Source organism: Nocardioides alpinus (genome assembly GCF_900112035.1).
In the GTDB taxonomy this organism is placed as follows: Bacteria; Actinomycetota; Actinomycetes; order Propionibacteriales; family Nocardioidaceae; genus Nocardioides; species Nocardioides alpinus.
This window is the reverse complement of record NZ_FOKC01000013.1, coordinates 24901-47730: the sequence shown is the minus strand read 5'-3', so window position 1 is coordinate 47730 and position 22830 is coordinate 24901. Positions and strand designations below refer to the sequence as shown.

At 68.6% G+C, this 22830-nt stretch carries 19 protein-coding genes; 12 read left to right on the top strand and 7 right to left on the bottom strand.

Translation table 11 applies throughout. From position 1 onward, the window contains the following. Positions 1-59: 59 nt before the first annotated feature. The 4 genes from BM127_RS19280 (at position 60) to BM127_RS19265 (ending at position 4536) form a co-directional block, all read left to right on the top strand. Positions 60-1109, top strand: coding sequence for a sugar ABC transporter substrate-binding protein (locus BM127_RS19280; protein WP_198554397.1), 1050 nt, complete (start codon positions 60-62; stop codon positions 1107-1109). Between the two features lie 111 nt (positions 1110-1220). Further along, the gene (locus tag BM127_RS19275; RefSeq protein WP_091201320.1) at positions 1221-1997 is read left to right on the top strand and encodes an ATP-binding cassette domain-containing protein; all 777 of its coding nucleotides are present in this window, start codon (positions 1221-1223) and stop codon (positions 1995-1997) included. Between the two features lie 19 nt (positions 1998-2016). Further along, the gene (locus tag BM127_RS19270) at positions 2017-3297 is read left to right on the top strand and encodes a sugar ABC transporter permease (RefSeq protein ID WP_091201318.1); all 1281 of its coding nucleotides are present in this window, start codon (positions 2017-2019) and stop codon (positions 3295-3297) included. Between the two features lie 9 nt (positions 3298-3306). Continuing rightward, positions 3307-4536, top strand: a complete 1230-nt coding sequence (locus tag BM127_RS19265) for an ROK family transcriptional regulator (RefSeq protein WP_091201316.1) — start codon at positions 3307-3309, stop codon at positions 4534-4536. 21 nt (positions 4537-4557) lie between these two features. Here the strand turns inward: BM127_RS19265 and BM127_RS19260 are convergent, their stop codons facing one another. From BM127_RS19260 to xylB, 3 genes are read right to left on the bottom strand one after another with little or no spacing between them, the layout of a single operon-like run. After that, the gene (locus tag BM127_RS19260; RefSeq protein ID WP_157829607.1) at positions 4558-5721 is read right to left on the bottom strand and encodes an ROK family transcriptional regulator; all 1164 of its coding nucleotides are present in this window, start codon (positions 5719-5721) and stop codon (positions 4558-4560) included. 2 nt (positions 5722-5723) lie between these two features. Beyond that, positions 5724-6890: a xylose isomerase gene (xylA, locus tag BM127_RS19255; RefSeq protein WP_091201312.1), complete on the bottom strand. Its 1167-nt coding sequence runs from the start codon at positions 6888-6890 to the stop codon at positions 5724-5726. Beyond that, positions 6887-8326 carry a xylulokinase gene (xylB, locus tag BM127_RS19250; protein WP_091201310.1) on the bottom strand — a complete coding sequence of 480 codons (1440 nt, stop codon included), beginning with the start codon at positions 8324-8326 and terminating at the stop codon, positions 6887-6889. The genes xylA and xylB overlap by 4 nt, the downstream gene beginning before the upstream one ends. 60 nt (positions 8327-8386) lie before the next feature. On the opposite strand from xylB, the gene speB reads away from it, so the two are divergent. The 4 genes from speB to BM127_RS19230 all read left to right on the top strand — a co-directional run bounded on the left by speB (position 8387) and on the right by BM127_RS19230 (position 11888). Further along, positions 8387-9397 (top strand): agmatinase, encoded by a 1011-nt coding sequence (gene speB, locus BM127_RS19245; protein WP_091201307.1) that lies wholly within the window; start codon positions 8387-8389, stop codon positions 9395-9397. Positions 9398-9572: 175 nt separating this feature from the next. Further along, on the top strand, positions 9573-10592 hold the full coding sequence (locus BM127_RS19240; RefSeq protein ID WP_139227809.1) for a hypothetical protein: 1020 nt from the start codon (positions 9573-9575) through the stop codon (positions 10590-10592). A gap of 88 nt (positions 10593-10680) precedes the next feature. After that, positions 10681-11289 (top strand): ClpP family protease, encoded by a 609-nt coding sequence (locus tag BM127_RS19235; RefSeq protein WP_091201304.1) that lies wholly within the window; start codon positions 10681-10683, stop codon positions 11287-11289. After that, a complete protein-coding gene (locus BM127_RS19230) occupies positions 11286-11888 on the top strand; it encodes a ClpP family protease (protein WP_091201302.1) in 603 nt (200 codons plus the stop codon). Before BM127_RS19235 ends, BM127_RS19230 begins: the two co-directional genes overlap by 4 nt. A 1-nt stretch (position 11889) precedes the next feature. Here BM127_RS19230 and BM127_RS19225 read toward each other — a convergent pair whose 3' ends face one another. From BM127_RS19225 to BM127_RS19210, 4 genes are all read right to left on the bottom strand, one after another. Continuing rightward, positions 11890-12189: a helix-turn-helix domain-containing protein gene (locus BM127_RS19225; RefSeq protein WP_091201300.1), complete on the bottom strand. Its 300-nt coding sequence runs from the start codon at positions 12187-12189 to the stop codon at positions 11890-11892. Positions 12190-12255: 66 nt separating this feature from the next. After that, positions 12256-12795, bottom strand: a complete 540-nt coding sequence (locus BM127_RS19220) for a hemerythrin domain-containing protein (RefSeq protein WP_091201298.1) — start codon at positions 12793-12795, stop codon at positions 12256-12258. A gap of 57 nt (positions 12796-12852) precedes the next feature. Next, positions 12853-13731, bottom strand: a complete 879-nt coding sequence (locus tag BM127_RS19215; protein ID WP_091201295.1) for a hypothetical protein — start codon at positions 13729-13731, stop codon at positions 12853-12855. A 12-nt stretch (positions 13732-13743) separates the two neighbouring features. After that, positions 13744-14565, bottom strand: coding sequence for a L,D-transpeptidase (locus tag BM127_RS19210; RefSeq protein ID WP_231263413.1), 822 nt, complete (start codon positions 14563-14565; stop codon positions 13744-13746). Positions 14566-14902: 337 nt separating this feature from the next. Here BM127_RS19210 and BM127_RS19205 point away from each other — a divergent pair, with 337 nt between their 5' ends. From BM127_RS19205 to BM127_RS19190, 4 genes are all read left to right on the top strand, one after another. Next, positions 14903-16408 carry a hypothetical protein gene (locus tag BM127_RS19205; protein WP_091201291.1) on the top strand — a complete coding sequence of 502 codons (1506 nt, stop codon included), beginning with the start codon at positions 14903-14905 and terminating at the stop codon, positions 16406-16408. Positions 16409-17378: 970 nt separating this feature from the next. Further along, complete coding sequence (locus tag BM127_RS19200; RefSeq protein WP_101228931.1) at positions 17379-18338, top strand: IS481 family transposase; 960 nt, start codon at positions 17379-17381, stop codon at positions 18336-18338. A gap of 489 nt (positions 18339-18827) precedes the next feature. Beyond that, positions 18828-20195 (top strand): DUF4407 domain-containing protein, encoded by a 1368-nt coding sequence (locus BM127_RS19195; protein WP_091201287.1) that lies wholly within the window; start codon positions 18828-18830, stop codon positions 20193-20195. Continuing rightward, positions 20192-21778, top strand: coding sequence for a hypothetical protein (locus BM127_RS19190; protein WP_091201285.1), 1587 nt, complete (start codon positions 20192-20194; stop codon positions 21776-21778). Before BM127_RS19195 ends, BM127_RS19190 begins: the two co-directional genes overlap by 4 nt. The last annotated feature ends 1052 nt before the right edge of the window (positions 21779-22830 follow it).

Genomic DNA, 22830 nt, shown 5'->3' with positions numbered 1-22830 from the left:
AGGCGGTTCGTGTGAAGCGGAAGCACAGTTTGGTCCTGGTCCCCCTGCTCGGCCTTTCGATGGCACTCACGGCGTGCGGCGGTGACGACAGCTCGGACGACACCGGCAGCGACGCCGGCAGCGGCAGCGAGGCGGCAGCCGGCAAGATCGGCGTCATCCTCCCCGACACCGAGTCCTCGGTGCGCTGGGAGAGCGCTGACCGTCCGGCCCTCGAGGCTGCCTTCGACGAGGCGGGTGTCGAGTACGACATCCAGAACGCCGAGGGTGACGCCGAGCGGATGACCCAGATCGCCGACACCATGATCGGCAACGGCGTCACCGTCCTGGCCATCGTCAACCTCGACTCCGAGTCGGGCGCCGCGATCCAGGAGAAGGCCGCGTCGCAGGGCGTCGCCACCATCGACTACGACCGCCTCACCCTCGGTGGCTCGGCGGAGTACTACGTCTCCTTCGACAACACCGTCGTCGGGGAGCTCCAGGGTCAGGGCCTCGCGGACTGCCTCGGGGACAAGAAGGCCAACATCGTCTTCCTCAACGGTTCGCCCACGGACAACAACGCCACGCTCTTCGCCGAGGGTGCGCACAGCGTCCTCGACGGCATGAGCAACTACACGGTCGTCGGCGAGCAGGCTGTCCCGGACTGGGACAACGAGGAAGCCGCCACGATCTTCCAGCAGCTCTACACCGCCGCTGACGGCAAGGTCGACGGCGTCCTCGCCGCCAACGACGGTCTCGGTGGCGCCGCCATCAGCATCCTCGAGGGCGCTGGCCAGGACGGGAAGGTCCCGGTCACCGGCCAGGACGCCACCGTCGAGGGCCTGCAGAACGTCCTCGCGGGCACGCAGTGCATGACGGTCTACAAGTCCGCCACGCAGGAGGCCGGCGCGCTGGCCGACGTCGCGATCGCGCTCGTCAACGGCGAGGACGCCGAGGTCACCGGCACCACGGTCGACTCCTCCGACGACAGCGAGGTCCCGTCGATCCTGCTGGAGCCGCAGGCCATCACCAAGGACAACGTCGGTGACGTGATCTCCGACGGTGGCCAGAAGGCCGAGGACGTGTGCACCGGCGACTTCGCCGACCTGTGCGCCGAGGCCGGGATCTCCTGATCTCCTGAGCTGATCCCTGCAACAACCGCGGAACGACGCCCGGGCCGCACCTCGGCCCGGGCGTCGCTCCCGTGACTCGCACAACAAATTCTGCTGATCGGAGTAGGACCCATGGACCAACCGCTGCTCGAGCTTCGCGGAGTCAACAAGAGCTTCGGCGTGGTGCACGTCCTGCACGACGTCGACTTCGCCGTCTATCCCGGGCAGGTCACCGCACTCGTCGGTGACAACGGGGCCGGCAAGTCCACGCTGGTGAAGATCATCGCCGGCATCTACGGCCGCGACAGCGGCGACTACTTCTTCGACGGCCAGCAGGTCGACGTCCACGGTCCCCGTGACGTCGCTGCCCTCGGCGTCGAGGTCGTCTACCAGGACCTCGCGCTGTGCGACAACCTCGACATCGTCGAGAACATGTTCCTCGGCCGCGAGGAGACCTCCCGCTTCGGCCTCGACGAGGTGACGATGGAGACGCGGGCCCGCGAGACCCTCGCGTCCCTGTCCGTGCGCACGGTGAAGTCCGTACGCCAGAGCGTCGCAAGCCTCTCCGGCGGCCAGCGCCAGACGGTCGCGATCGCCAAGGCGGTCCTGTGGAACTCCAAGGTGGTGCTCCTCGACGAGCCCACCGCAGCGCTCGGTGTCGCGCAGACCCGGCAGGTCCTCGACCTCGTACGTCGACTGGCCGACCGCGGCCTCGGCGTCGTGCTGATCTCCCACAACATGGGCGACGTCCTCGAGGTCGCCGACCGGATCACCGCCCTCTACCTCGGACGGGTGGCCGCGGACGTCTCCTCGAAGGACGTCACCCACAGCCAGATCGTCGAGCTCATCACCGCCGGACGCTCCGGGGACCTCGGCATCGCCGAGAACCCTGCGACAGCGACCGTCTGAGAAGGACCGGAGACTCACCATGACCGTCGACACCCAGTCCACCCCCGCGCCGACCCCGGCCGCGGGTGGCTTCGACAACGACAACGTCCAGGCCGCGACCGTCGGGGACTCGGCCCGCGACTACCTCAACCGCCTCCGCGGCGGCGACATGGGTTCGCTGCCGGCGATCCTCGGGCTGATCTTCCTGTTCGTCGTCTTCGCCTCGCTCAACGACCGGTTCCTGACGACCTACAACATGGCCAACCTGGTCGTGCAGGCCGGCTCGATCATCGTGCTCGCGATGGGCATCGTCTTCGTGCTGCTCCTGGGCGAGATCGACCTGTCGGCCGGCGTCGCGGGCGGCGCCTCGGCGACGATCATCGCGCTGATGCTGATCGACTACGACTGGACCTGGTGGATGGCCACACTGGCCGGCGTCGCGGTGGGTGCCCTCATCGGCCTCGCGATCGGTTCGCTGGTCTCCTTCCTCGGCATCCCGTCCTTCGTCGTGACCCTCGCCTTCTTCCTCGCCCTCCAGGCGATCCCGCTCAAGCTGATCGGCTCCGGCGGCTCGCTGCGGTTCAACGACCCGGTGCTGCGCGGGCTCTCGATCAAGAACGTCCCGATCACCGCCGGCTGGATCGCGGCCGTGCTGATCGTCGCCGCCTTCGCGGCGCTGTCGCTCTGGCGCTTCCGCTCGCTGTCCGCCAAGGGCCTGGTCCACCAGCCCCTCGGCCTGGTGATCATCCGGATCGCCGTCCTCGCCGTGATCGTGCTGGGCCTCACGGCGCTGCTCAGCGCCAACCGCGCGCCCAATCCCGCGCTCTTCAACATCAGCGGCATCCCGTGGGTGGCGCCGGTCGTCATCGCGCTCCTGCTGTTCTGGACGTTCATCCTGACCAAGACCCGCTTCGGCCGGCACCTCTACGCCGTCGGTGGCAACGCCGAGGCCGCGCGCCGCGCCGGCATCAACGTGCAGCGCGTGCGGATCATGGCCTTCGTCATCTGTTCGTCGATGGCCGCGATCAGCGGCCTGCTGGCGGCGTCCTACACCGGCAAGGTCTCGCCGGGCTCCGGTGGCGGCAACGAGCTGCTGTACGCCGTCGGTGCGGCCGTCATCGGTGGCACCAGCCTGTTCGGTGGCCGGGGTCGCGCGATCGACGCGGTCGTCGGCGGCCTGGTCATCGCGACCATCCCCAACGGACTGGGCCTGCTCAACCAGGCGAGCTACATCAACTTCCTGGTCACCGGTGGCGTGCTGCTCCTCGCCGCGAGCGTGGACGCGATCTCGCGCCGTCGTCGCTCCTCGGCCGGCGTCTAGGTCGACCACGTGAGCCCGCAGCGGCGCACGGGCCTCGGCACCAACCAGGAGGCCATCCGGCGCCACAACCTCGGGACGCTGCTGCGCCACGTCCACGGCGCGGGACAGATGTCCCGGGCCGAGCTGACCAGCCTGATGGGGCTCAACCGGAGCACCATCGCCGGGCTGGTCGGCGAGCTGGAGTCGCTGGGGATCTCCGAGCGGGCCACCCCGCCCGAGGGGGCCCGCCAGGGGGCGGGCCGCCCGTCGGCGGGGGTCCGGATCGCCGAGGACGGGCCCTACGTCATCGCGGTCGACCTGGGCGTGGACCGGGCTGTCGTGGCCCGGGTCGGGCTCGGTGGCCGGGTCCTGCAACGGGCGCAGGCACCCGTCCACAGCCACGGGGAGGCCTGGCAGGTGGGGGCTTCGGTGGCCGCACTGATCCGCACCGTCGTGGAGGACGCGCCGATCACCGCTGCCCTCGTCGGCATCGGGATCAGCGTGCCCGGACTGGTCCGTCGTAGCGACGGCCTGATCAGGCTCGCCCCCAACCTCGAGTGGCACGACGTCTCCTTCGGCGGCATCGTGCTGGCCGCCCTCGGTCTCGACGTCCCGGTCTCGCTCGCCAACGACGCCGACCTGGGTGCGCTCGCCGAGCACACGCGCGGCGCAGCGGTGGACACCGACGAGCTCATCTACGTCTCCGGCAACGTCGGTGTCGGCGCCGGCGTGATCACCGGAGGGCACCGGCTCGAGGGGGCCGGCGGCTACGCCGGCGAGATCGGCCACCTGCGCTTCAACCCCAACGGCCGGCCCTGCCACTGCGGCAACCGGGGCTGCTGGGAGACCGAGGTGGGCGCGCACGCCATCGCCGAGGCGATCAACTGCCCGCCCGACAAGGTGGCCCAGCTCGACGAGATCCTCGACGGCTTCGACAAGCCGTCCCCCGCGCTGCGCGCGACGGGCACCGCGCTGGGCCAGGGCCTGGCGAGCATCGTCAACCTGTTCAACCCGCAGATGGTCGTCCTCGGCGGCTACTTCCGCTCGCTCTACACGCTGGTCGGCGCCGAGGTGAATGCCGGCCTCGCCGACCACGCACTGCCCGCGCCGCTCGAGTCGGTCACCCTCGCGCTGCCCGGTCTCGGGTCGGACTCACCCCTCCTCGGCGCGGCCGAGATCGCGCTGGAGCCCCTCTTCGTCGACCCGGTCGCCGCGCTCGGCGCGGCGCTCGTCGACGTACGCGGCCGGTTGGCCGGCTGAGCCGCCAGCTCGGAGCTCCGCTCAGGCGGTGAGCTCGCGCTCGCCGGCGAAGACCGGCCCGAAGGACTGCTCCGCGGCGCCGAGCGCCGCGGCCTGGATGCCGAGGGTGCTGGTCCGCAGGTCCGGACGCACCTGCACGGCCGAGGCGAGGCGCTCGTCGAGCGTACGTCGGGCGGGCTCCAGCACGAGGTCGCCGAGCGGGGCGAAGTAGCCGCCGAGGACGACCACCTCGGGGTCGAGGACGCTGCTCAGCATGGCGATCCCGAGACCCACGTCGCGCCCGACCCGCTCGAGCCCGGACCGGACGCCCGCGTCGGTGAGGGCGCGCGCGGCCACCGCCTCGGCGGTGCGGAGGGGGGTGTCGAGCTCGGTCATCGCGACGGCGGCGAGCATCGCGTGGAGGCCGATGGACGCCTCCCAGCAGCCCCGGCGCCCACACCCGCAGAGCGCGGTGGAGTCACCCACGGGCATGTGTCCGACCTCGCCGGCGAAGCCCGCTCCGCCGCGCATGACCTCGCCGTCCTGGACGATGCCGGCGCCGATGCCGACCGTGCCGGTGAGGTAGAGCGCATGGGCCGCACCCGTGGCGGCGCCGTGGTGCGACTCGGCGTACGCCGCACAGTTGGCGTCGTTGCTGACCTCGATCCGCCGGCCCGGCACCAGGGAGCCCAGGGTGTCGGCGACGTCCGGCCAGGTCACGTGGAGGTTGGGCGCCCACGCCACGGTGCGGTTGTCGCCCCGGACGAGACCCGGCACGGCGAGCATCGCGCCGACGAGGGTGCTGTCGGTGCCGACGTGCTCCGCCAGGGCGGTGCCGGCCAGCTCGCGGAGGTCGGCAGTGGTGCCGCCCGGGCGGCTGGAGCTCGACACGACGTCGCCGGCGAGGTCGAGCACGACGGCCGAGACGTAGTCGACGTTGAGCTCCAGGCCGAGCGTGACGAAGCGTTCCCCGCGGAGCGCCACCGGCCGTCCGGGCCGACCGCGCACGCCCGGGCGCGAGCCCTCCTCGGCGACCGCGCCGGCCGCCTCGAGGTCCGCGACGATCACCCCGACCGTCGCCTTCGCGAGGCCGGTGTCCTTCGCCAGCTCGACCCGCGTGGACGGGCCGAGCCGGCGCAGGGCGCGGAGGACGGCGCCGGTGTTGGAGCGCCGCAACCCCTCCGTGCTGCCGGTGGGGCGCTGCACGGTCAGCGGACGCCGTACAGGTGCTCGAGGGCGAGCTGGTCGAGCAGCTCGAAGCCACCGCCACGCTGGGCCATGACCTCGGGGTCGAGCAGCTCGGCGTCGAGCAGGCCCTGCCAACCCTCGTCGGCACCGACCGTGCTGATCTCCAGCTCGGGGACCTTGGCGGCCTCGAGGGCGGCCTGCACCTCGGGGTCGGCTCGGAACGCCTTCACCTTCTCCCGCAGGATGAGGTAGTTGCGCATGTTGGCCGCGGCCGAGACCCACACGCCGTCCTCGTCCTCGGTGCGGGTCGGCTTGAAGTCGAAGTGCACGGGACCGTCGTAGCCGCCGGCGAGCAGCGCGTCGACGACCCAGAAGGCGCCGCGCACGTTGCCGGCGCCGAAGCGGAGGTCCTGGTCGTACTTCGGGCCGTTCTGGCCGTTGAGGTCGATGTGGAAGAGCTTGCCCTGCCACATGGCCTGGGCGTAGCCGGCGGCGGCGTTCATGCCGGCCATCTCCTCGTGCCCGATCTCCGGGTTCACGCCGACCAGCTCGGGGCGCTCGAGGCGCTCGATGAAGGCCAGGGCGTGGCCGATCGTCGGGAGCAGGATGTCGCCGCGGGGCTCGTTGGGCTTGGGCTCGATCGCGAACCGCATGTCGTAGCCCTTCTCGGTCACGTAGTCACCGAGCAGGTCGAAGGCCTCCTTCATCCGGTCCAGCGCGACGCGGGTGTCCTGCGAGGCGCCGTACTCGGCACCCTCGCGGCCGCCCCAGGCGACGTAGACCTGCGCGCCGAGCTCGGCGGCGAGGTCGATGTTGCGCATCACCTTGCGCAGCGCGAAGCGGCGGATGTCGCGGTCGTTGTTGGTGAAGCCGCCGGACTTGAAGACCGGGTGGCTGAAGAGGTTGGTCGTCGCCGTGGTGACCACGAGGCCGGTGTCGGCGAGGCCCTTCTTGAAGCGGTCGATGATCTGCTCGCGCGTGGCGTCGTCGCTGCCGAACGGGATGACGTCGTCGTCGTGGAAGTTCACGCCGTACGCACCGAGCTCGGCGAGCTTCTCGAGCGAGTGGACGGTGTCCATCGGCGGGCGGGTGGCGCCGCCGAACGGGTCGACGCCCTGCCAGCCGACGGTCCAGAGGCCGAAGGAGAACTTGTCCTCGGGGGTGGGGCTGGGGATCTGGGTGCTCATGGGGTGCCTTCCGGGTGGTGGGTGCCGAGGGTGGGCCGGGTGGACCCGGAGGGGGTCCACTGGGAGGTGCGCTCGCGCAGGTCTGCGTAGACCTCGCGGACGTGGGGGGTGGGGTCGGCCTCGAGGACCGTCGTCTCCGGAGCCGGCCAGGTCGGCGGCTGCGCGGATCCGGCCAGCGCCCAGGCGGCCTGCCGGGCTGCGCCGAGGGCGACGTACTCGCCTGCCGGCGGCAGCACGACGGGACAGCCGAGGACCGCGGGGGCCAGGGCGCGCAGGGCGGCACTCTTCGTCGCACCGCCGACCATCAGCACCCGGCGGGGCTGGACGCCGGTGGCGGCGACCAGGCGGTCGACCGCGTCGGCGAGGGAGCAGAGGAGGGCTTCGTACGCCGCGCGCGCCAGGTCGGCGCGGGTCGTGGCGGGGGTGAGCCCGGTCCAGGTGCCGGCCGCGTCGGGACGGTTGGGCGTGCGCTCGCCGCCGTAGTAGGGCAGGAGGGTGACACCGCCCGCGCCGGGCCCGGACTGCAGGGCCAGCTCGGCCAGGCCGTCGTGGTCGACGCCGAGCCAGCGGGCCTGGAGGTCGAGGATCCCGGCGGCGTTCATCGTGGTGACCATGGGCAGGAAGTGACCGCTCGCGTCGGCGAAGCCAGTCACCACGCCGGTCCCGTCGGCCACCGGGGTGGCGCTGATCGCCGAGGCGACGCCGGACGTGCCGACCGAGACCAGCACGTCGCCGGGCTCGAGGGCCATGCCGAGGGCCGCGCCCATGTTGTCGCCGGTGCCGCCGGCGATGACCGCGCCGCCGGCGCCCTGCGCCGCGGCCTCGCCCGGGCCCACGATCCGCGGGAGTGCGGCGGCGTGGCCGAGGGCGAGCTCGAGCAGGTCGGGGCGCCAGTGGTCCTCGGCGGTGGCGAAGTAGCCGGTGCCCGAGGCGTCACCGCGGTCGGTGAACGCGTCGGTGCCGGGCGCGGCCAGGTGCAGGGAGACGTAGTCGTGTGGGAGCAGCACACGCGCGACCCGGGCGGCGTGGTCGGGCTCGTGGTCGCGCAGCCAGCGCAGCTTGGTGGAGGTGAAGGAGGCGACCAGGACGCTGCCGATCGCGTCAGCGCAGGCCTGCGGTCCGCCCATCTCGTCGATGAGGTCGCGGGCCGTGCCGGCCGACCGGGTGTCGTTCCACAGCAGGGCGTCGCGGACCGGGACACCGGCCTCGTCGAGCGCGACCATGCCGTGCTGCTGACCTGCCACCGACACGGCGGCGGCCCGCTCCAGCAGGCCCTCGGTCGCGGTGTCGACCGCATCCAGCCAGGCGCGGGGGTCGACCTCGGTGCCACCGGGGTGCGGTGCCGTACGCGTCTCGACGATCCGGCCGTCGTCCGCGTCGACGAGCACCGCCTTCGTCGACTGGGTCGAGGAGTCGATGCCGACGATGAGAGCCACGTCACTATTAAGTACGAGACTCGTACTAATGTCAAGACGCGTCTCCCCTAGAGTCTGGCCATGGCTCGCTACGGCGCTCAGTTCGGTCCCGACATCACCTTCCTGGGCGTGCCCGCCTGCGACCTCGACGACCCGGCGTCCTACGCCGGGGCCGACGTCGTCGTGCTCGGTGCTCCGTTCGACGGTGGCACCTCCCACCGACCCGGCACCCGGTTCGGGCCGCAGGCGATCCGGATGACCGACTACCTCCCGCACGACGGGTCGCGACCCTCGCTCGCGCTGCGCACCGACGGTCTGCAGGACCTCCGCGTGGTGGATGCCGGTGACGTCGAGATGCCGCCCGGCGACATCGAGAAGGCCCTCGGCGTCCTGGAGGTGGCCGTCGAGAAGGTGGCGCGCGCCGGTGCGATCCCGGTCGTCCTCGGCGGGGACCACTCCATCGCCTTCCCCGACGCCAAGGGGGTCGCCAACGTGCTCGGTCACGGGCGGGTCTCGATGATCCACTTCGACGCGCACGCGGACACCGGGGACATCGAGTTCGGCTCGCTGTGGGGTCACGGGCAGCCGATGCGCCGGCTGATCGAGTCGGGCGCGCTGCGCGGCGACCGCTTCCTCCAGGTCGGGCTGCGCGGCTACTGGCCCGGTCCCGAGACGCTCGACTGGATGGCCGCGGAGAAGATGCGGTCCTACGAGATGACCGAGATCGTGCACCGCGGGCTCGCCGCGTGCCTCACCGAGGCGTTCACCATCGCGACCGACGAGTGCGACGGCGTCTTCCTCTCCGTCGACATCGACGTCTGCGACCCCGGCCACGCGCCGGGCACGGGCACGCCGGAGCCCGGTGGCCTGTCGGCACGCGAGCTGCTCGACGCCGTACGCCGCATCTGCCTCGAGCTGCCCGTCGTCGGGATCGACGTCGTCGAGGTGAGCCCGCCCTACGACCACGCCGACATCACGGCTGCGCTGGCCAACCGGGTCGTTCTCGAAGCCCTGTCCGCAATCGCCCGCAGGCGGCAGGACGAGCGCGACGGCACGACCTGGGACCCGGGCCGGCCGCTGCTCGACCGCTGATCGCGGCCGTTCCGCCCGGGAGCCCGGGAGACCAGCCGTCCAGACCAGTGGACGGGCCCGCGTGCTCGCCCTTGACGGGGCAGAGGTGCGGGAGCAACATCGAAAGACGGTCGGGGCGGACGATTCGACCGGGCGCGCGACAGCCACTCGGCCGCGGATGACAGGCGGAGTGATCATGACGCGTCGTGGATTCACCGCGCTCGCCACAACGATGGCGATCGCATTCGTGCTGCCGGGCCTCCATGTGCAGGCCCAGGCTCCAGCAAGGACGGCTCCGGCCGTCACCGTGCTCAACGACGCAGCCCTCAGCGGCTACGGGTCAGGGAGCGCGATCGGACCCGACGGCGCCGTCTACGTCACCAACGGGATCAAGGGCACGCTCATCCGGATCGATCCGACGACGGGCGCGGCGAAGGTGGTCGGCCGGGGCCTGCCACCCAGGTTCATCGACATCGGTGCTGCGATGGACGTCGCCTTCCTCGGTGACCGGGCGTACGTGCTGGTCAGTGTGGCGGGGGCCTCCGTCGGAGGCCCCGACGACGTCATGGGGATCTACCGCCTCAAGGGCAACGGCAGGTTCGCCGTGTTCGCCGACCTGGGCACCTGGTCGACGAATCACCCGCCCAAGGACCCCGACTGGTTTGTCTCGCAGGGCGTCCACTACTCGATGCAGGTGTGGCGCCAGGGCTTCCTCGTCACTGATGCGCACCTGGCGCGAGTGATCCGCGTCGGTCCCACGGGGCGGATCCGCGAGCTGGTGGGGTTCGGCAGCACCGACCGGGTCCCCCTCGGGCTCGAGGTGGCCGGCGGCAAGGTCTACCTCTCGACGGCGGGGCCGATCCCGCACGTCCCGTCCACCTCCAAGGTCAACTGGGTGCGACCCGACGGATCGGTGAAGGTCATCGGCAGGTGGGGCCGGGACTACGCAGGCAACCGTGGCCTGGTCCTGGATGTCGAGCACGACCAGGGCCAGCTCTACGGGCTGCTGCAGGGCTACTGGAACCTGGAGCCGACCGATGCGAACGAAGGGTTCCCGGCCAAGCCGAGGACGGGCGAGATCGTCGTCGTCCAGCCGGACGGCACCTTCCGCACCGTGGTGGGGCGCCTCGATCGGCCCACGTCGCTCGAGCTCGTCGACGGAGTGGCGTACGTCGTCACGTTCTCGGGAGCGGTCATGCGGATCGAGGGGTACTGAGCCGGCCGCGGACCCGCTCCGCTCCGGGCGGTTCCGCGGTCGGCAGAACGCCCTGTGACAGGCGGCGTACGCCGGTCACGCTGGCTCCATGACCACGACTTCCGAACGCATCGAGGACGAGCTCGTCCGACGCCTGATGCACGACCGCATCATCGTGCTGGGCGAGGAGCTGCGGGAGGGCAACGGCAACCGGCTGATGCACCAGCTGCTGCTGCTCTCCGCCGAGGACCCGCGCGCCGACATCAGCCTCTGGATCAACTCTCCGGGTGGCTCCGTGTCGGCGATGCTGGCGATCCACGACGTGATGCGACTGATCCCCAACGACGTCACCACCGTGGCGATGGGGATGGCCGCGAGCGCGGGGCAGTTCCTGCTGTCCGCCGGCACGCCCGGGAAGAGGTACGCGCTGCCCCACTCCCGCGTGCTTCTCCACCAGGGCTCGGCCGGCATCGGCGGAACGGCGGTGGACATCGAGATCCAGGCCGACGACCTGCGGCACACCCGCGACACCGTCCTCGGGCTGATCTCGCAGCACACCGGTCAGGACCGCGACACCGTCGAGCGCGACTCGCGTCGCGACCGGTGGTTCAGCGCGGAGCAGGCGCTCGACTACGGCTTCGTCGACCAGCTGATCAGCACCGTCGACCACGTCACCCCCGGTCGGCAGCACAGCATCGGCCTGGCAGGTGTGCGATGAGCAGCTACACGATCCCGTACGTCGTCCAGCAGACGCCGCGGGGCGAGCGCACCCTCGACCTCTACTCCCGGCTCCTGTCCGAGCGGATCATCTACCTCGGCACCGAGATCGACGACGGTGTCGCCAACGCCGTCATCGCCCAGCTGCTCCACCTGTCCTCGGAGAACTCCGAGCTCCCCATCAGTCTCTACATCAACTCACCCGGCGGCTCGATCTCGGCCATGCTCGCGGTGTACGACGCCATGCAGTTCGTCCGTCCCGCCGTCGAGACGGTCTGCGTGGGCCAGGCCGCCTGGACCGCCGCCGTGCTGCTCGCGGGTGGAGCGCCGGGGAGCCGCGCGATCCTGCCGCACGGCCGGGTCGTCCTCCACCAGCCCGCGACCCAGGGTCGGGGCACCATCCCGGACCTCATCCTCGAGGCCGACGAGGTCGCGCGGGTCCGCCTGCAGCTCGAGGAGATCCTGGCCCGGCACACGGGTCGCTCGAGCGAGCAGGTACGTCAGGACACCGACCGCACCCTCGTCCTGTCGGGCTCCGAGGCCGTCGACTACGGGATCGTGGACACCGTCTACACCGAGCAGGGCCGCGCGTTCGGCTGACTCAGGCCGCGAGGCACAGAGCGTCGTACGCGTTGACGCGCCCGGCGAGCTCGCGGACCGTCAGGTCCAGTGACCCGGCGATCGCGTGGAGCATCTCCGAGGAGGGGTCCTTGAGTCCGCGCTCCACCTCCGAGAGGTACTGCATCGAGACCCCGGCCCGCTCCGCGACGTCGACGAGGCGCTCGCCGCGTCGGGTGCGCTCGAGGTGCAGCTCCCGGCCCACCAGCTCGCGCCAGAGCGGCTCGGGTGCACTCGCCGGGGCCGGGTGGTCACGTCCGGGGAACCGCAGGATCTCGCCCATGCGCTCGAACCTAGCGAGCGCGGGCGGTCCTTCCCCACTGTTTCTGCTCAGGGCAGAACGCCGTCGTCAGATGCCGAGTCCCAGCAGCCCGAGCGGCTCGGTCATCTCGGTCTCCTCGTAGGAGAAGTGCGACTCGAGGTCGCGACGCAGTTCTGCGACGGCAGTGACCAGCTCGACGACCCGCGAGGAGTCCGTGCGTACGGCCAGGGCGAGCTCGTCGACACGTTCGAGGTGGGCGTGGATGACGACGTGCTCCTCTGCCAGCCGCGTCGCCACCGGCGCGTACTCCTCCAGCGTCGCCACTGCCGGGAACATGCTCTGGTCCTCGATGGTGTGGTGCATCGTGAGGAACCGGCAGACCTGGTGGCACAGCCCGGAGACCTGCTGCGCGGTGAGCGCCGGCGCCAGCTGGTGCAGGCTCTCGCGCACGACCCCGACGTCGCCCGTGCCGTCCCGCAGCTCGACGACGGCGCTCGTGAGCTGGGCGAGCTGCTGGCGGAAGTGGTCGTGGATCATCCGCAGGTGGTCACCGGCGAGGCGCTGCCGCGGTGTCAGGTCGACCGAGCCCGCCACGCGGGGACGCGTCGAGTCGTCGATGGGCGGCACGACGCAGAGCCTACGGTCCTGCCCGACCCGGTCGGGCAGGACGAGAGCCGTCGGTCTTCAGCCGGTGACCGGCACCGACGTCTTCACCGGCGTGGGCACCGGTGCCTGGTTGGACGTGTCCTCCTCGGGCTCGGCCACAGGAGCGGCCGCGATCGGGCCGCCGCAGGTCGCGGAGGCCAGCACGGCCACCTCCTGGCCGCCCACCTCCAGCCGCAGGCCCTGGACGGTGAAGTTCTCCCTGTCGACGACCTGGTGGTTGAGGGTGATCGTCGCAACGGCGGCGAGCTCCGGGGGCAGCAGCTGCGTCTCCGGGGCGACCTGGCCGACGAGCAGGGGCTGCGGCGCACCGAGCACCTCGACGTCGGTCAGGGTGACGGTCCCGGTCATGTCGGTGCACTCGCTCTGGAGGGTTCCGACCTTGGCCAGGGACAGCAGGTCGGTGTCCAGCAGGCCGTTGCAGAACGCGGCGGCGGCCTCGGCCGTCGGCACCTCGACGACCTCACTCACCCCCGGGACCTGGGCCAGCGCGGCGTTGAGCGGGTCGATCACCTGGTTGACGTCGGTCGCCTGCTCCACGGCCGTGCACGCCTGGTTGAGGGTGGCGAGCCCGTCCTTGAGCTCCTGCGGCAGCTGGGCCACCGCGCTGCCGAGGGTGAGGTCGGTGACGGCGGCGGTGGCGCGGTCGTTGCCGGCGCTCAGTGCGAGCACGCCCCCGGAGGCCAGGGGGCCGAGCTGCGCGGGGAGCTGGCCCCCGCCGGTCTGCTCCTGGCTGCCGTCGGACTCGATCGCCGGCTGGCCCGGCGTCCCGCCGGCGGACACGCCGAAGGCCGACGAACCCGACTGGCCCTCACCGCTGGCGGTCGTGGCCGTGACGACCAGCAGCGCCGCGGTGGCCAGGGCGGTGCAGACGGCGGTGGTCTTGATCGAGGTTCTCATTGTTCCTCCGAGCTAGTTCTGATCGACGATGACGAGGGAGCCCAGGGGCACCAGGCGGAGCTGTTCGAGGGCGTCGGCCGGGACGCGTACGCAGCCGTGGCTGATCGCCTGGCCGAACACCGACGCGTCCGGCCAGCCGTGCAGGGCGACGGTCCCGGGACCGCCGCCGTAGGAGTCGAGGGTGTCGCTGTGCGACCCCAGCGGGAGGATCAGCGGGGAGTAGCCCTGGTTGGTGTCGACGACCGAGCCGAGCAGGAAGGTGCGACCTGTCGGGGTGGGGGTCTCCGGCGCTCCCACGGCGACGCTCCACGTGCCGATCACGTCCCCGTCGCGGACCAGCTCGAGCTGCCGCGATCCCAGGTGCACGCGCACGAGGTACGGCGTCTGCCGCTGCTCGAGCTGCGCGGTCCTCAGCCATCCGGTGGAGCCGTTGGGGCGGGAGGGGAGCAGCACCTGGGTCCAGCCTCGACGCTGGTCGATCACCGGGAGCCAGGTGTCGTTCATCTGCTGGGGCGTCACCTTGGCGAAGGGGCGGCGGCCGGGAGCGGCGTAGACGGCCAGCACGCGGCGAGGGTGGACGACGTCGCCGTCCGTGGCCTCGAGCGGGTGGGCGTCCTTCGGGGCGCGGGGCAGCTTCGCGTGCGTGGTCGAGGCCACGAGGGTGGCGAGGTCGACCGGGGCGCTGCGGGAGCGCTTGTCCTTCTCGTCGGCACCGCACGAGGTCAGGGCCGTCGCGAGGAGCGCAGCGAGGGCGATGACGACCACGCCGGACCGCAGCCTGCTCGTCACGCTGAGCCTGCTGTCGGCCGTGCTGGTCGAGTGAATGTTCGGCACGAGGTCCCTCCCGTCTGGGGGGATCAACGAGGGACTGCGCGGATGGTGACGGTGGTCACCGGGGCGCACCATGAAGGCAGTTGGGGGGCCACCGGCGCGGTGCCACGCGTGGATCACCTGGTGGCGGCACGGATTGCCTTCATGGTGTCGGGCAAGAACGCACGAAAAGCGGCATGCCCAGCCCTTCAAGCCTCATGGGGCCAGCGTTCGAACGCCAGGCGACGTCGGTCGAAGCGGCAAGCTGTTCTCGACTAAGGGAGCGCGTGGTTGCCGTTGGACATATCCTCGCGGAGCGGTCTTCACGGGGGAGGTCGGCTCGATCTGGAAGGTACGTCTGATGATCGATGACCGTGCCCGTCTGCAACATGCCCTACGCACTGGCGCCGAGGTCATTGCCGCCGACCTGAGCTCGGACAGCATTCCGTCGGAGCTCGTGCGGTCGGTGCTCGTCGAGGAGGCCGTCGTCCACGAGGGGAAGTACCTCGATCCGCGCGGCCTCAGGCTCACCGGCGTCACGCTCGAAGGCAACCTCGACCTGGCCAACATGCACCATCTCCCCGAGATGGTGCTCGGCAACGTGACCATTTCTGGACACCTGGACCTGAGCAACTCCACGATCAATGGTGGGCTCAACATCGAGGGTGGCGCGGTGCGGGCCCAACTGGTCGGCACAGGCCTGCGGGTCAGAAGACACGTCTACATCTGCGCGGTCGACTTCGGCTACAGCACCGACGAAGGACGCACGTTCAAGGGGATGATCCTCTTGAGCAGAGCGACAGTCGGGGAGTACCTCCAGCTGCTGGTCGACGTGGATGACGTCATCCTGTCCGACGCCAGGGTTGGTGGCGGCAACAGCGAGGTCGATGGCGATGCGGTCATCATCGGCCTTGCAGACTCGGAGTTCGGAGCAGTCGACCTGAATCGGGCATCGTTCGAGAGCTCGGTTCGACTTGAGGGCTCCTTCAGTCACGGAATCGCGATCCGCGGCGTCAATGTTCGAGGTGAGCTCGACCTTGCCTCGGCCCAGGTGACGAGCTGGATCCGGCGGGGCCGACTCACGGACGAGGCACTGTTCGTGGACGCCCGGGAGGCTGTTGCGGACACGTTCGTCCTTCCACGTGAGTCGCCTGACTCGGGCGTGGACCTCACCGACGCGAAGGTCGGTCAGTTGGTCGTGCACGTGGCAGGGAACGACAACCGTCCGGTCAGCCCGCGCATCGATGCCACGAACGGCTGGACGTTGGAGTCGCTGGAGATGATCAATCTCGACAAGCGGCCAGAACCCTCTCCGATCCCGAGAATCTCCAGCGATGAGGCGGCTGGGTTGGTCGCCTGGCTGCCGAACGGCGGCGGCGATGCCTTCCCTCTCATGGCATGGAGAGCTTTGGCCTCCGCACTGGATGGCGAAGGCCGCGAGGACGAGGGGCGCTGGCTCCGGATCGAGGCCGTCGATCGGCACAAGCGATCGACGGCGAAGTCCGTGTGGTCGAGGGCGGGCCGGATCATCACCAAGTCCACGATCGGTCACGGCTATTCGCCGTTCCGTGCACTGGGCTGGCTGGCGGGACTATGGGCGGTGGCCACGGCCTTGGCCATGATTGCCTGGCGAAGCAGCAAGGACGCGTTTGCCAACAGCACCGACGTTGTCGATCCGCCTGGTCTCTGGGAGTACCTCTACGCGCTCGACATCACCATCTCCCCGGTCGGCTCCTTCCAGTCGGAGATCTGGATGCCGACATGGTGGTGGTTGGCGTTGGCCTTCTGGGTCCTGAAGGCGGCGTCGTACGCCTTGTTCGGTCTCTTCATCGCTGGGATCACAGGCCGCGCAATGAAGGCCTCCTGAGCTCGCGAGGCGATGCGGAACTGCATCGCCCCTGACCTCTCGCCTGGGGCCCGCGTGTGTGCCGTTAATGAGAAGAACCCCACCGGGGTAAAGCGTTCCGGTGGGGTTCTTCTCGCTGAGACTCGCTGCGCGCCTGTAGGGATTCGAACCTTCTGATCCGTAAACAAGGAGGTTCTGAGAGGAAACGCGCTCCCGCGCAGCAAATCGTCGCCTCGGCCCACGCTCATCGACGCGTATCGTGCTGCATCGAAGTAGCGAGTTGTCCCCAAATGGTCCCCAGGCTGACGGGTATCCCGACCGTCTCGGCCGAGCCCAGCGCGGTCCTCTGCCCTTTCAGACAACGGCGCATTCGACTCCCCTTCGTCCGGGTGCAGAGCAACGAGTCCACGCGGACGCTCTCCCCGCCAGAGCTGGATTAACGACGGCGTCGTCCTCGCCCTTAGCGATCCGCCCACACCCTTCGGGCCGTCGGGCACGGGAGTGACTGGCACCGGAAGGATCGGATTGACCATCTGGGTGTCGCCGAGGTCCTTTCAATGCAGCATATCGAAAGCGAAGTACAGCACCGCCGACCCCACGATCGAGGAGCTCTGCCGGGCCCTATCCATGAGATTGCGCGGCACCGGCCCAGTTCTGCATCGGGCCGCGGCGAATGAAGGAACTGATGACAGGAGGAAAGGGCCCTGGGCGTCCCTTCGCGCGAGTTCAGACCGCCCCATGAAGCCTGGGGCAGCCTCAGAGTTGACCGGAGAAGACGAGGTTGGGCTCGGGGAGAGTCGATGAGAAGCGAGGACATCCTCGGCGCATTGAACTGGATCAGTCGGTTGGCGCGGGTGAGTCCTCGCAGCCCGTTGTGCTAGGTCTAGATGTACCCGGCCAGGACGTTGGTAGCAGCGAGTCAGGTTGAACGAACGAGAACCTCCGGATGGGATGTGGCTTGTCTAAGGCCCACTCCAACCCGGAGGTTCTGGTGTCCCACGGTAATGCCCGACTCACTGTCCACGGTCGGCTGCTGATCGTTCAACGCCACCAGGCCGGCATGGCCAAAGCTCACATCGCCGCAGCGATGGGTGTCTCGCGCCAGTGCGTGAAGAAGTGGATCGACCGGTTCGACCAAGAGGGGCTGGCCGGGCTGCATGATCGCTCCTCACGCCCCCACACGATGCCCACCAAGACCAGCGACGAGGTCGAGCAGAAAGTCCTGGCTGCCCGCGCCGAGCATCGCGACGGTCCCGACGTCCTCGCACCGAAGGTCGGGGTGCCCGCAAGGACGGTGTCGAGGATCCTGCGACGCCACGACGTCCCGTACCTGCGTGAGTGCGACCCGATGACCGGTGATGTCATCCGGTCCTCGAAACAGACCGCGGTCCGCTACGAACGTGAACGGCCAGGCGAGCTGGTCCACATGGACGTCAAGAAACTCGGACGCATCCCCGACGGCGGCGGTTGGCGCGCCCACGGGCGCAGCGAAGAGGTCCGCGGCCGCGGAATCGGCTACGACTACGTCCACTCACTCGTCGACGACCACTCCAGGCTGGCCTACTCCGAGATCCTGCCCGACGAGACCGGCAAGACCTGCGCGGGCTTCCTAGAACGCGCCGCCGCCTACTTCGCCACCAAGGGCATCACGAAGATCGAACGAGTCATCACCGACAACGCCCTGGCCTACCGCCAGTCCGAAGAGGTCAAGCGCGTGTGTGCCGAACTCGGAGCAACCCGGAAGTTCATCCGACCCCACTGCCCCTGGCAGAACGGAAAGGTCGAACGCCTCAACCGCACCCTGGCCACCGAATGGGCCTACCGACAGGTCTTCACCAGCAACGCCGAGCGTGCAGCTGCCCTTGCACCCTGGCTTGAGCACTACAACACTGAACGCCGCCACAGCGCACTCGGAGGCAAGCCACCGATCAGCCGACTGCTACCAACCTGATGGCCGGGTACACCTAGAGCGCCGCCTGAATGTCCGTATGGCCATCTTCGTGTGCCACTGGCCGTCTTCCCCTCGACTTCGCTCGCGGTCCCCGTAAATCCCGTTGGGCATACTAAGGATGTCCCAGGCGCCGAGGTACAGCAGCCAATCGCCGCCACCGGTGGCCTGCTCGCCATAGCCGCGTACAACGAGATGTCGCATTGCGAAGAGTTGAGTCCACGTGCCGCAATGAGCGAGTCGGAGTAGCGCTCGGGCGCATGAAGTCACTGCCAGCTACCCAGCGGGCAACTTTGTGGCCGATTCTCGGCAGGATTGTAGGTCGCTGGCGCGTGCGAGCAGGTGAGGTTTGGTCGGCGAATATCGCACGAGTTCCTCGAGGCATCAGAACTTCGCGATTCTTGAGCGCCGAGCGGCGCACGAACATAGGCTCAGCGCAGTTGATTGAGCCAAAATGGGGAGCGCTACCGCTGTGACCTGCACGATGCGACGATGACGAGCGCCGATTACCTAGCGAAGCTAGGCGGCGGGGATCTCGACGTCCTGACGAACACCGTGCCGTCGGCGCGGAACCGTTTTGCTCAGATGGGTCTCGTCCTCATCGCGACCGCGTCTGTGGCCGGCATCTCGATGTACTTCGCGTTGCACGACGCTGTTCGGGTGCACTGGCTGCCCGCCATGCTTGTCGCAGCGTGCTGGATGCTCCTGATCCTGAACCTCGACCGGGTTCTCATCGTCAGCATGGCTGGGGTTACCTCCCTTCCCCGACTTCTGATGCTGGCTTTGCCACGCTTGGCGCTAGCTTGCCTCATCGGCGCGGTCGTCTCGACCCCCTTGACCCTGCGGCTATTCGAATCCGACATCGATTTTGTGCTCGGCCAGACCAACGCCGCCGCCTCGATCAGCAACAAGGAGACCGTCGCTAACTCACCGCAACAGAAGACCGTCGACGACCTGAACAGCTCACTCCTCGAGCAGCGCAACATCCTTGAGGGCGTCGTCCCGCTCAAGACGGGGTCTGCAGAGGTGAAAGCGATCCAGCGCGAGTTGACCAGGCTCCAGGAGAGACTTCCGGGCGTGCAGCATGCTTCAGAGCAAGCTGACATCTTGGTTCAATGTGAGGGTTACGGCGGTGGACGCGAGGACTTGGACGACCCTAGTCGGTGTGCGGCCAAGCCAGGTTTCAATGGGAATTACGACCGGTATGAAGCCGAGGCTGAGGTCGCGGCGAAGGCGCTAGCGGACCTCAAAGATGAAATCACAAGGGTTCAATCGGACCTGTCGGGCGCTGAGGGAAGCCAGCGGGCGGCATCCGAGGTGCAGTTGGCTGCCCTCCAAGAGGACGCCCCCGCAAAAATCGATAAGCTGGAAGACCAGCTTGCCGTAGCCGAGGCCAACCTCGAGACGTTTACAATAGGCCTGGCGAACGAAGCGGAGGGCAACCGAGGCCTTCTGGCCCGACTGCGCGCGCTTTCTGAAGTTACCGAGACCGACCCCCTCCTCGACCTCGCTCACAAGCTCCTCTGGGCCTTGTTCGCGGCAATCGAGTTGCTTCCGATCCTCGTTAAGATCCTGTCTTCAATCGGGCCGCGCAGCGCATACGACGAGGCCGTCGCGCTGCGTGATCTCGGCATCATCGATACTGCCCGCATGCGTCGAGCCGCAAACAACAGGGTGGAGCAGGACAAAGTTGACGTCATGGTCGAAGCAGAGAAGAACATGCGCGGGCACGAGATCGTGCTGGCGAAGGAGGCAAACGTCAAGGTGGCCGACGCGATGCGCACGGTGATGGATTCTTCCTTGACGGAATGGCAAAAGCAGGTTGTGGCCAACATCAGCGTGCCCGGCCGGCAGCCGTGAGCGAAGTCCCGCAGGTTCGGTTTGGTGGTGATCAGTACCACGTGGTTTGGACGCTTGCCGTCCTGTCCCCTGGCATCGGCCTCCGCCCTATGGCCTTTATGGAGCACGCGACAACTGCGCTGGATGACCAACCCATTCTTGACGACCTCGTTGAACTGAGGGCGGTTGATCTCCCAGGTGGCCTCGATCCGCTGAGCCTCAGTTCGTGGCTCGCTGGGGCGGTCCGGCGAGAGTTCAGCCTAGCCACCATCGGTCAGTCAGCGACCTACCTCGAGATCCTGTTCCTACGGATGACATGGGAGTCTTTCGACGAGGACTACCTGGCACCCGCGATCGCCAGCCTCGAGGCCACCGACGTACCGGTCGGCGTGCGGTCAACCGCGATCGCCCGCAGGGACGGTGCGGAGGGCTGGCCCGAGGTCGAGCAGGTAACAGTCGCGTTCATCAAGGAACTCGACCTTCTCGCAGACAGGTATCAGGGGGGCATGCTGAGTGCCCTCCCGAACCCAAGTGCTGCCGCGCCGATCGAGACGTCGGTGGAAGAGGTCGACCGAGGGACTGCGCCGGACCAGCCCTTAGTCGCGCCACTCGTTGAACTCGCGGTGAGCATCGAAGACACATCGCGGCCCCTGTCAGTTGCCGCGTCGATTGCGGATTACCCTCCTGGGGAGGGTGACCGTGGTGAGTTCGAAACTGCTTTGGGTGCCGACACAGCACTAACGGGCGTGTCTCAAACCGCTACCAGTCGGACATCGAGCCGCGATTCGGCAGACCTTGAGATGACAGTTCCCCCGGCTGACGTGTTCAAGTCGAATCCTCCCAACCCTCTCGCCATACCCGCAGGCGTGTCCGAAGTCGATCGCAGCTCTGACGGCGCGAGCCCCCCTGCGCTCCCGCCCCCTGGTCCCCCTCGCGTGATCCGCTTGATCTACTTCGTGATCCTCGGCGATGCCATGGAATCTGGACTCAAGCGCCGGCAACATCGGATTCTGAGGGATCTCGTCGCGGCGTCGTCCGCAGACCGCCTGCGCGACACAGCCGCGCGGGTAGTGCTGTGTGACGACGGCATTGCCTCCCAGACTGAACTAGGGGCTGTCACGGCAACGCTGTTTGCTAGGCCCGTGGCATCGGCACAGCTTCAAGGCAGTGGTGTGCTCGATGTCGTGAAGTGCTGCCATGAACTAAAGGACCTCATCCGGCGTGATAGTGAGTCCTTGGCGTACGGCGGGCTCGGCGCAGGTGAGACCACGATCGTCGTTATTCCAGGAGATGTGCCTCCGTCCGACACGTCCACGCTCGCCGCTGTCCGCGGTTTGGGGGAGGGCGCGGATCTCCTTTGGGTGCTGGCCGGCAACGTCATGTCGATCATGCCGGAGGCCTATCTCAGGAACGATTGGGGACACGAGGTGATCCACGACCATCCTGAAGTGCACCGCGAATTCGCCCGCAAGCTCAGGATCGCCGCCACCGCCGGGATCGAGGGGGAGCTGGACGCAGGGCCTGACCTAGGCGCTCAGACAGGGCTCGGCCGCCGGCTAGCATCTCGTCTCTCACACCGTCGAAAGACTCCACCAAAGCGGTAGCAGGCCGTAGTTTCTGGACCTCTGGTGCCAGCCATACCGGTAGGTCGAGATTTGCCGCGTTGAGGGCTGGCATCACCAGCGCTGGCGTTTCTACCCGCACGCCGGAAAGGGAACGTTGTAGTTCGTCGAGGGGCGCCAATGGGCTGATCGGGCCGATTTTGGGTGGACGGGGGACGTCGATGATCACGGCGGGGAGCTCGAAAACCCTCACCCATGGTGTCTGGACTGTCGTGCTGCCGTACTTGTTCGTCGCTATTAGCTCGAGGGGCCCCGTGGCTTGAGCCGGCACTGCCATGCCAGTCGGGAACTTGGAGAAGTCAACGGTGATGTCCAGGCCGCTCGGTCCTCGAAGCGTCCCAGCGACTGCGCCGGTCACGTCCCAGGTAACGATGACATCGGTTCCACGAAGACACTTGGTCGAGTCGACATCGATCGCCGCGATCGTCGGCGGAGAGGACAGTGATGCTGACTGGCTCTGCAGTACGGCATATAGGGAAGCGGCTGTCGGGCGCTGCGAACGATCGACCGCCAGACAGTCACCTACCGTCGCAGCCACAATCTGGTCGGGGACCAGTCCGGCGAGGAGTCTGATGTCCTTCGCGGCACGTTGAGTGGCACCGGGCCCAGGTGTCATGCACCTCAGCACAACAAGGCCGGTCTTGTAGATGTCGGTCTGTTCGTCGACCGTCCGTTGGTGCGGCGGATTGCCGGACAGTTCAGGTACGGCGAAGGTTGGAGTCGTTCGACCGGTGGCGGTGGCCGAGGCGGGGGCGAACGCGAAGCCATCACAATCAAGGAACTTGACCCGAGGCGGGTTCATCGCAAAGGCGACGTTGCGGAAGCTGATGTCGCCAACAATGACGCGCCGACGGTGCAGCCAGTCGAGAACATGGACGAAGTTGGCCAAGAGCCTGAGGCGAACACCAAACGAGCTGAGATCGTCAAATTGTGTGCCGCGAGATCGGAGTTTTGCTTGATCGACCAGCAGCCACTGGAAGTCGTTGATGATCGTTTTACCGGCTCCGGGCGAAACGTGGAAGAATTCTCGGTCG

Excerpts from the sequence above, each read along its gene's own strand:
- speB (WP_091201307.1), top strand. The coding sequence starts at position 8,387 with ATGGCTCGCTACGGCGCTCAGTTCGGTCCCGACATCACCTTCCTGGGC.
- BM127_RS19235 (WP_091201304.1), top strand. The coding sequence starts at position 10,681 with ATGACCACGACTTCCGAACGCATCGAGGACGAGCTCGTCCGACGCCTG.
- xylA (WP_091201312.1), bottom strand. The coding sequence starts at position 6,890 with ATGAGCACCCAGATCCCCAGCCCCACCCCCGAGGACAAGTTCTCCTTC.
- BM127_RS19205 (WP_091201291.1), top strand. The coding sequence starts at position 14,903 with ATGATCGATGACCGTGCCCGTCTGCAACATGCCCTACGCACTGGCGCC.
- BM127_RS19280 (WP_198554397.1), top strand. The coding sequence starts at position 60 with ATGGCACTCACGGCGTGCGGCGGTGACGACAGCTCGGACGACACCGGC.
- BM127_RS19230 (WP_091201302.1), top strand. The coding sequence starts at position 11,286 with ATGAGCAGCTACACGATCCCGTACGTCGTCCAGCAGACGCCGCGGGGC.
- BM127_RS19225 (WP_091201300.1), bottom strand. The coding sequence starts at position 12,189 with ATGGGCGAGATCCTGCGGTTCCCCGGACGTGACCACCCGGCCCCGGCG.
- BM127_RS19195 (WP_091201287.1), top strand. The coding sequence starts at position 18,828 with ATGACGAGCGCCGATTACCTAGCGAAGCTAGGCGGCGGGGATCTCGAC.
- BM127_RS19270 (WP_091201318.1), top strand. The coding sequence starts at position 2,017 with ATGACCGTCGACACCCAGTCCACCCCCGCGCCGACCCCGGCCGCGGGT.
- BM127_RS19240 (WP_139227809.1), top strand. The coding sequence starts at position 9,573 with ATGACGCGTCGTGGATTCACCGCGCTCGCCACAACGATGGCGATCGCA.
- BM127_RS19215 (WP_091201295.1), bottom strand. The coding sequence starts at position 13,731 with ATGAGAACCTCGATCAAGACCACCGCCGTCTGCACCGCCCTGGCCACC.
- BM127_RS19275 (WP_091201320.1), top strand. The coding sequence starts at position 1,221 with ATGGACCAACCGCTGCTCGAGCTTCGCGGAGTCAACAAGAGCTTCGGC.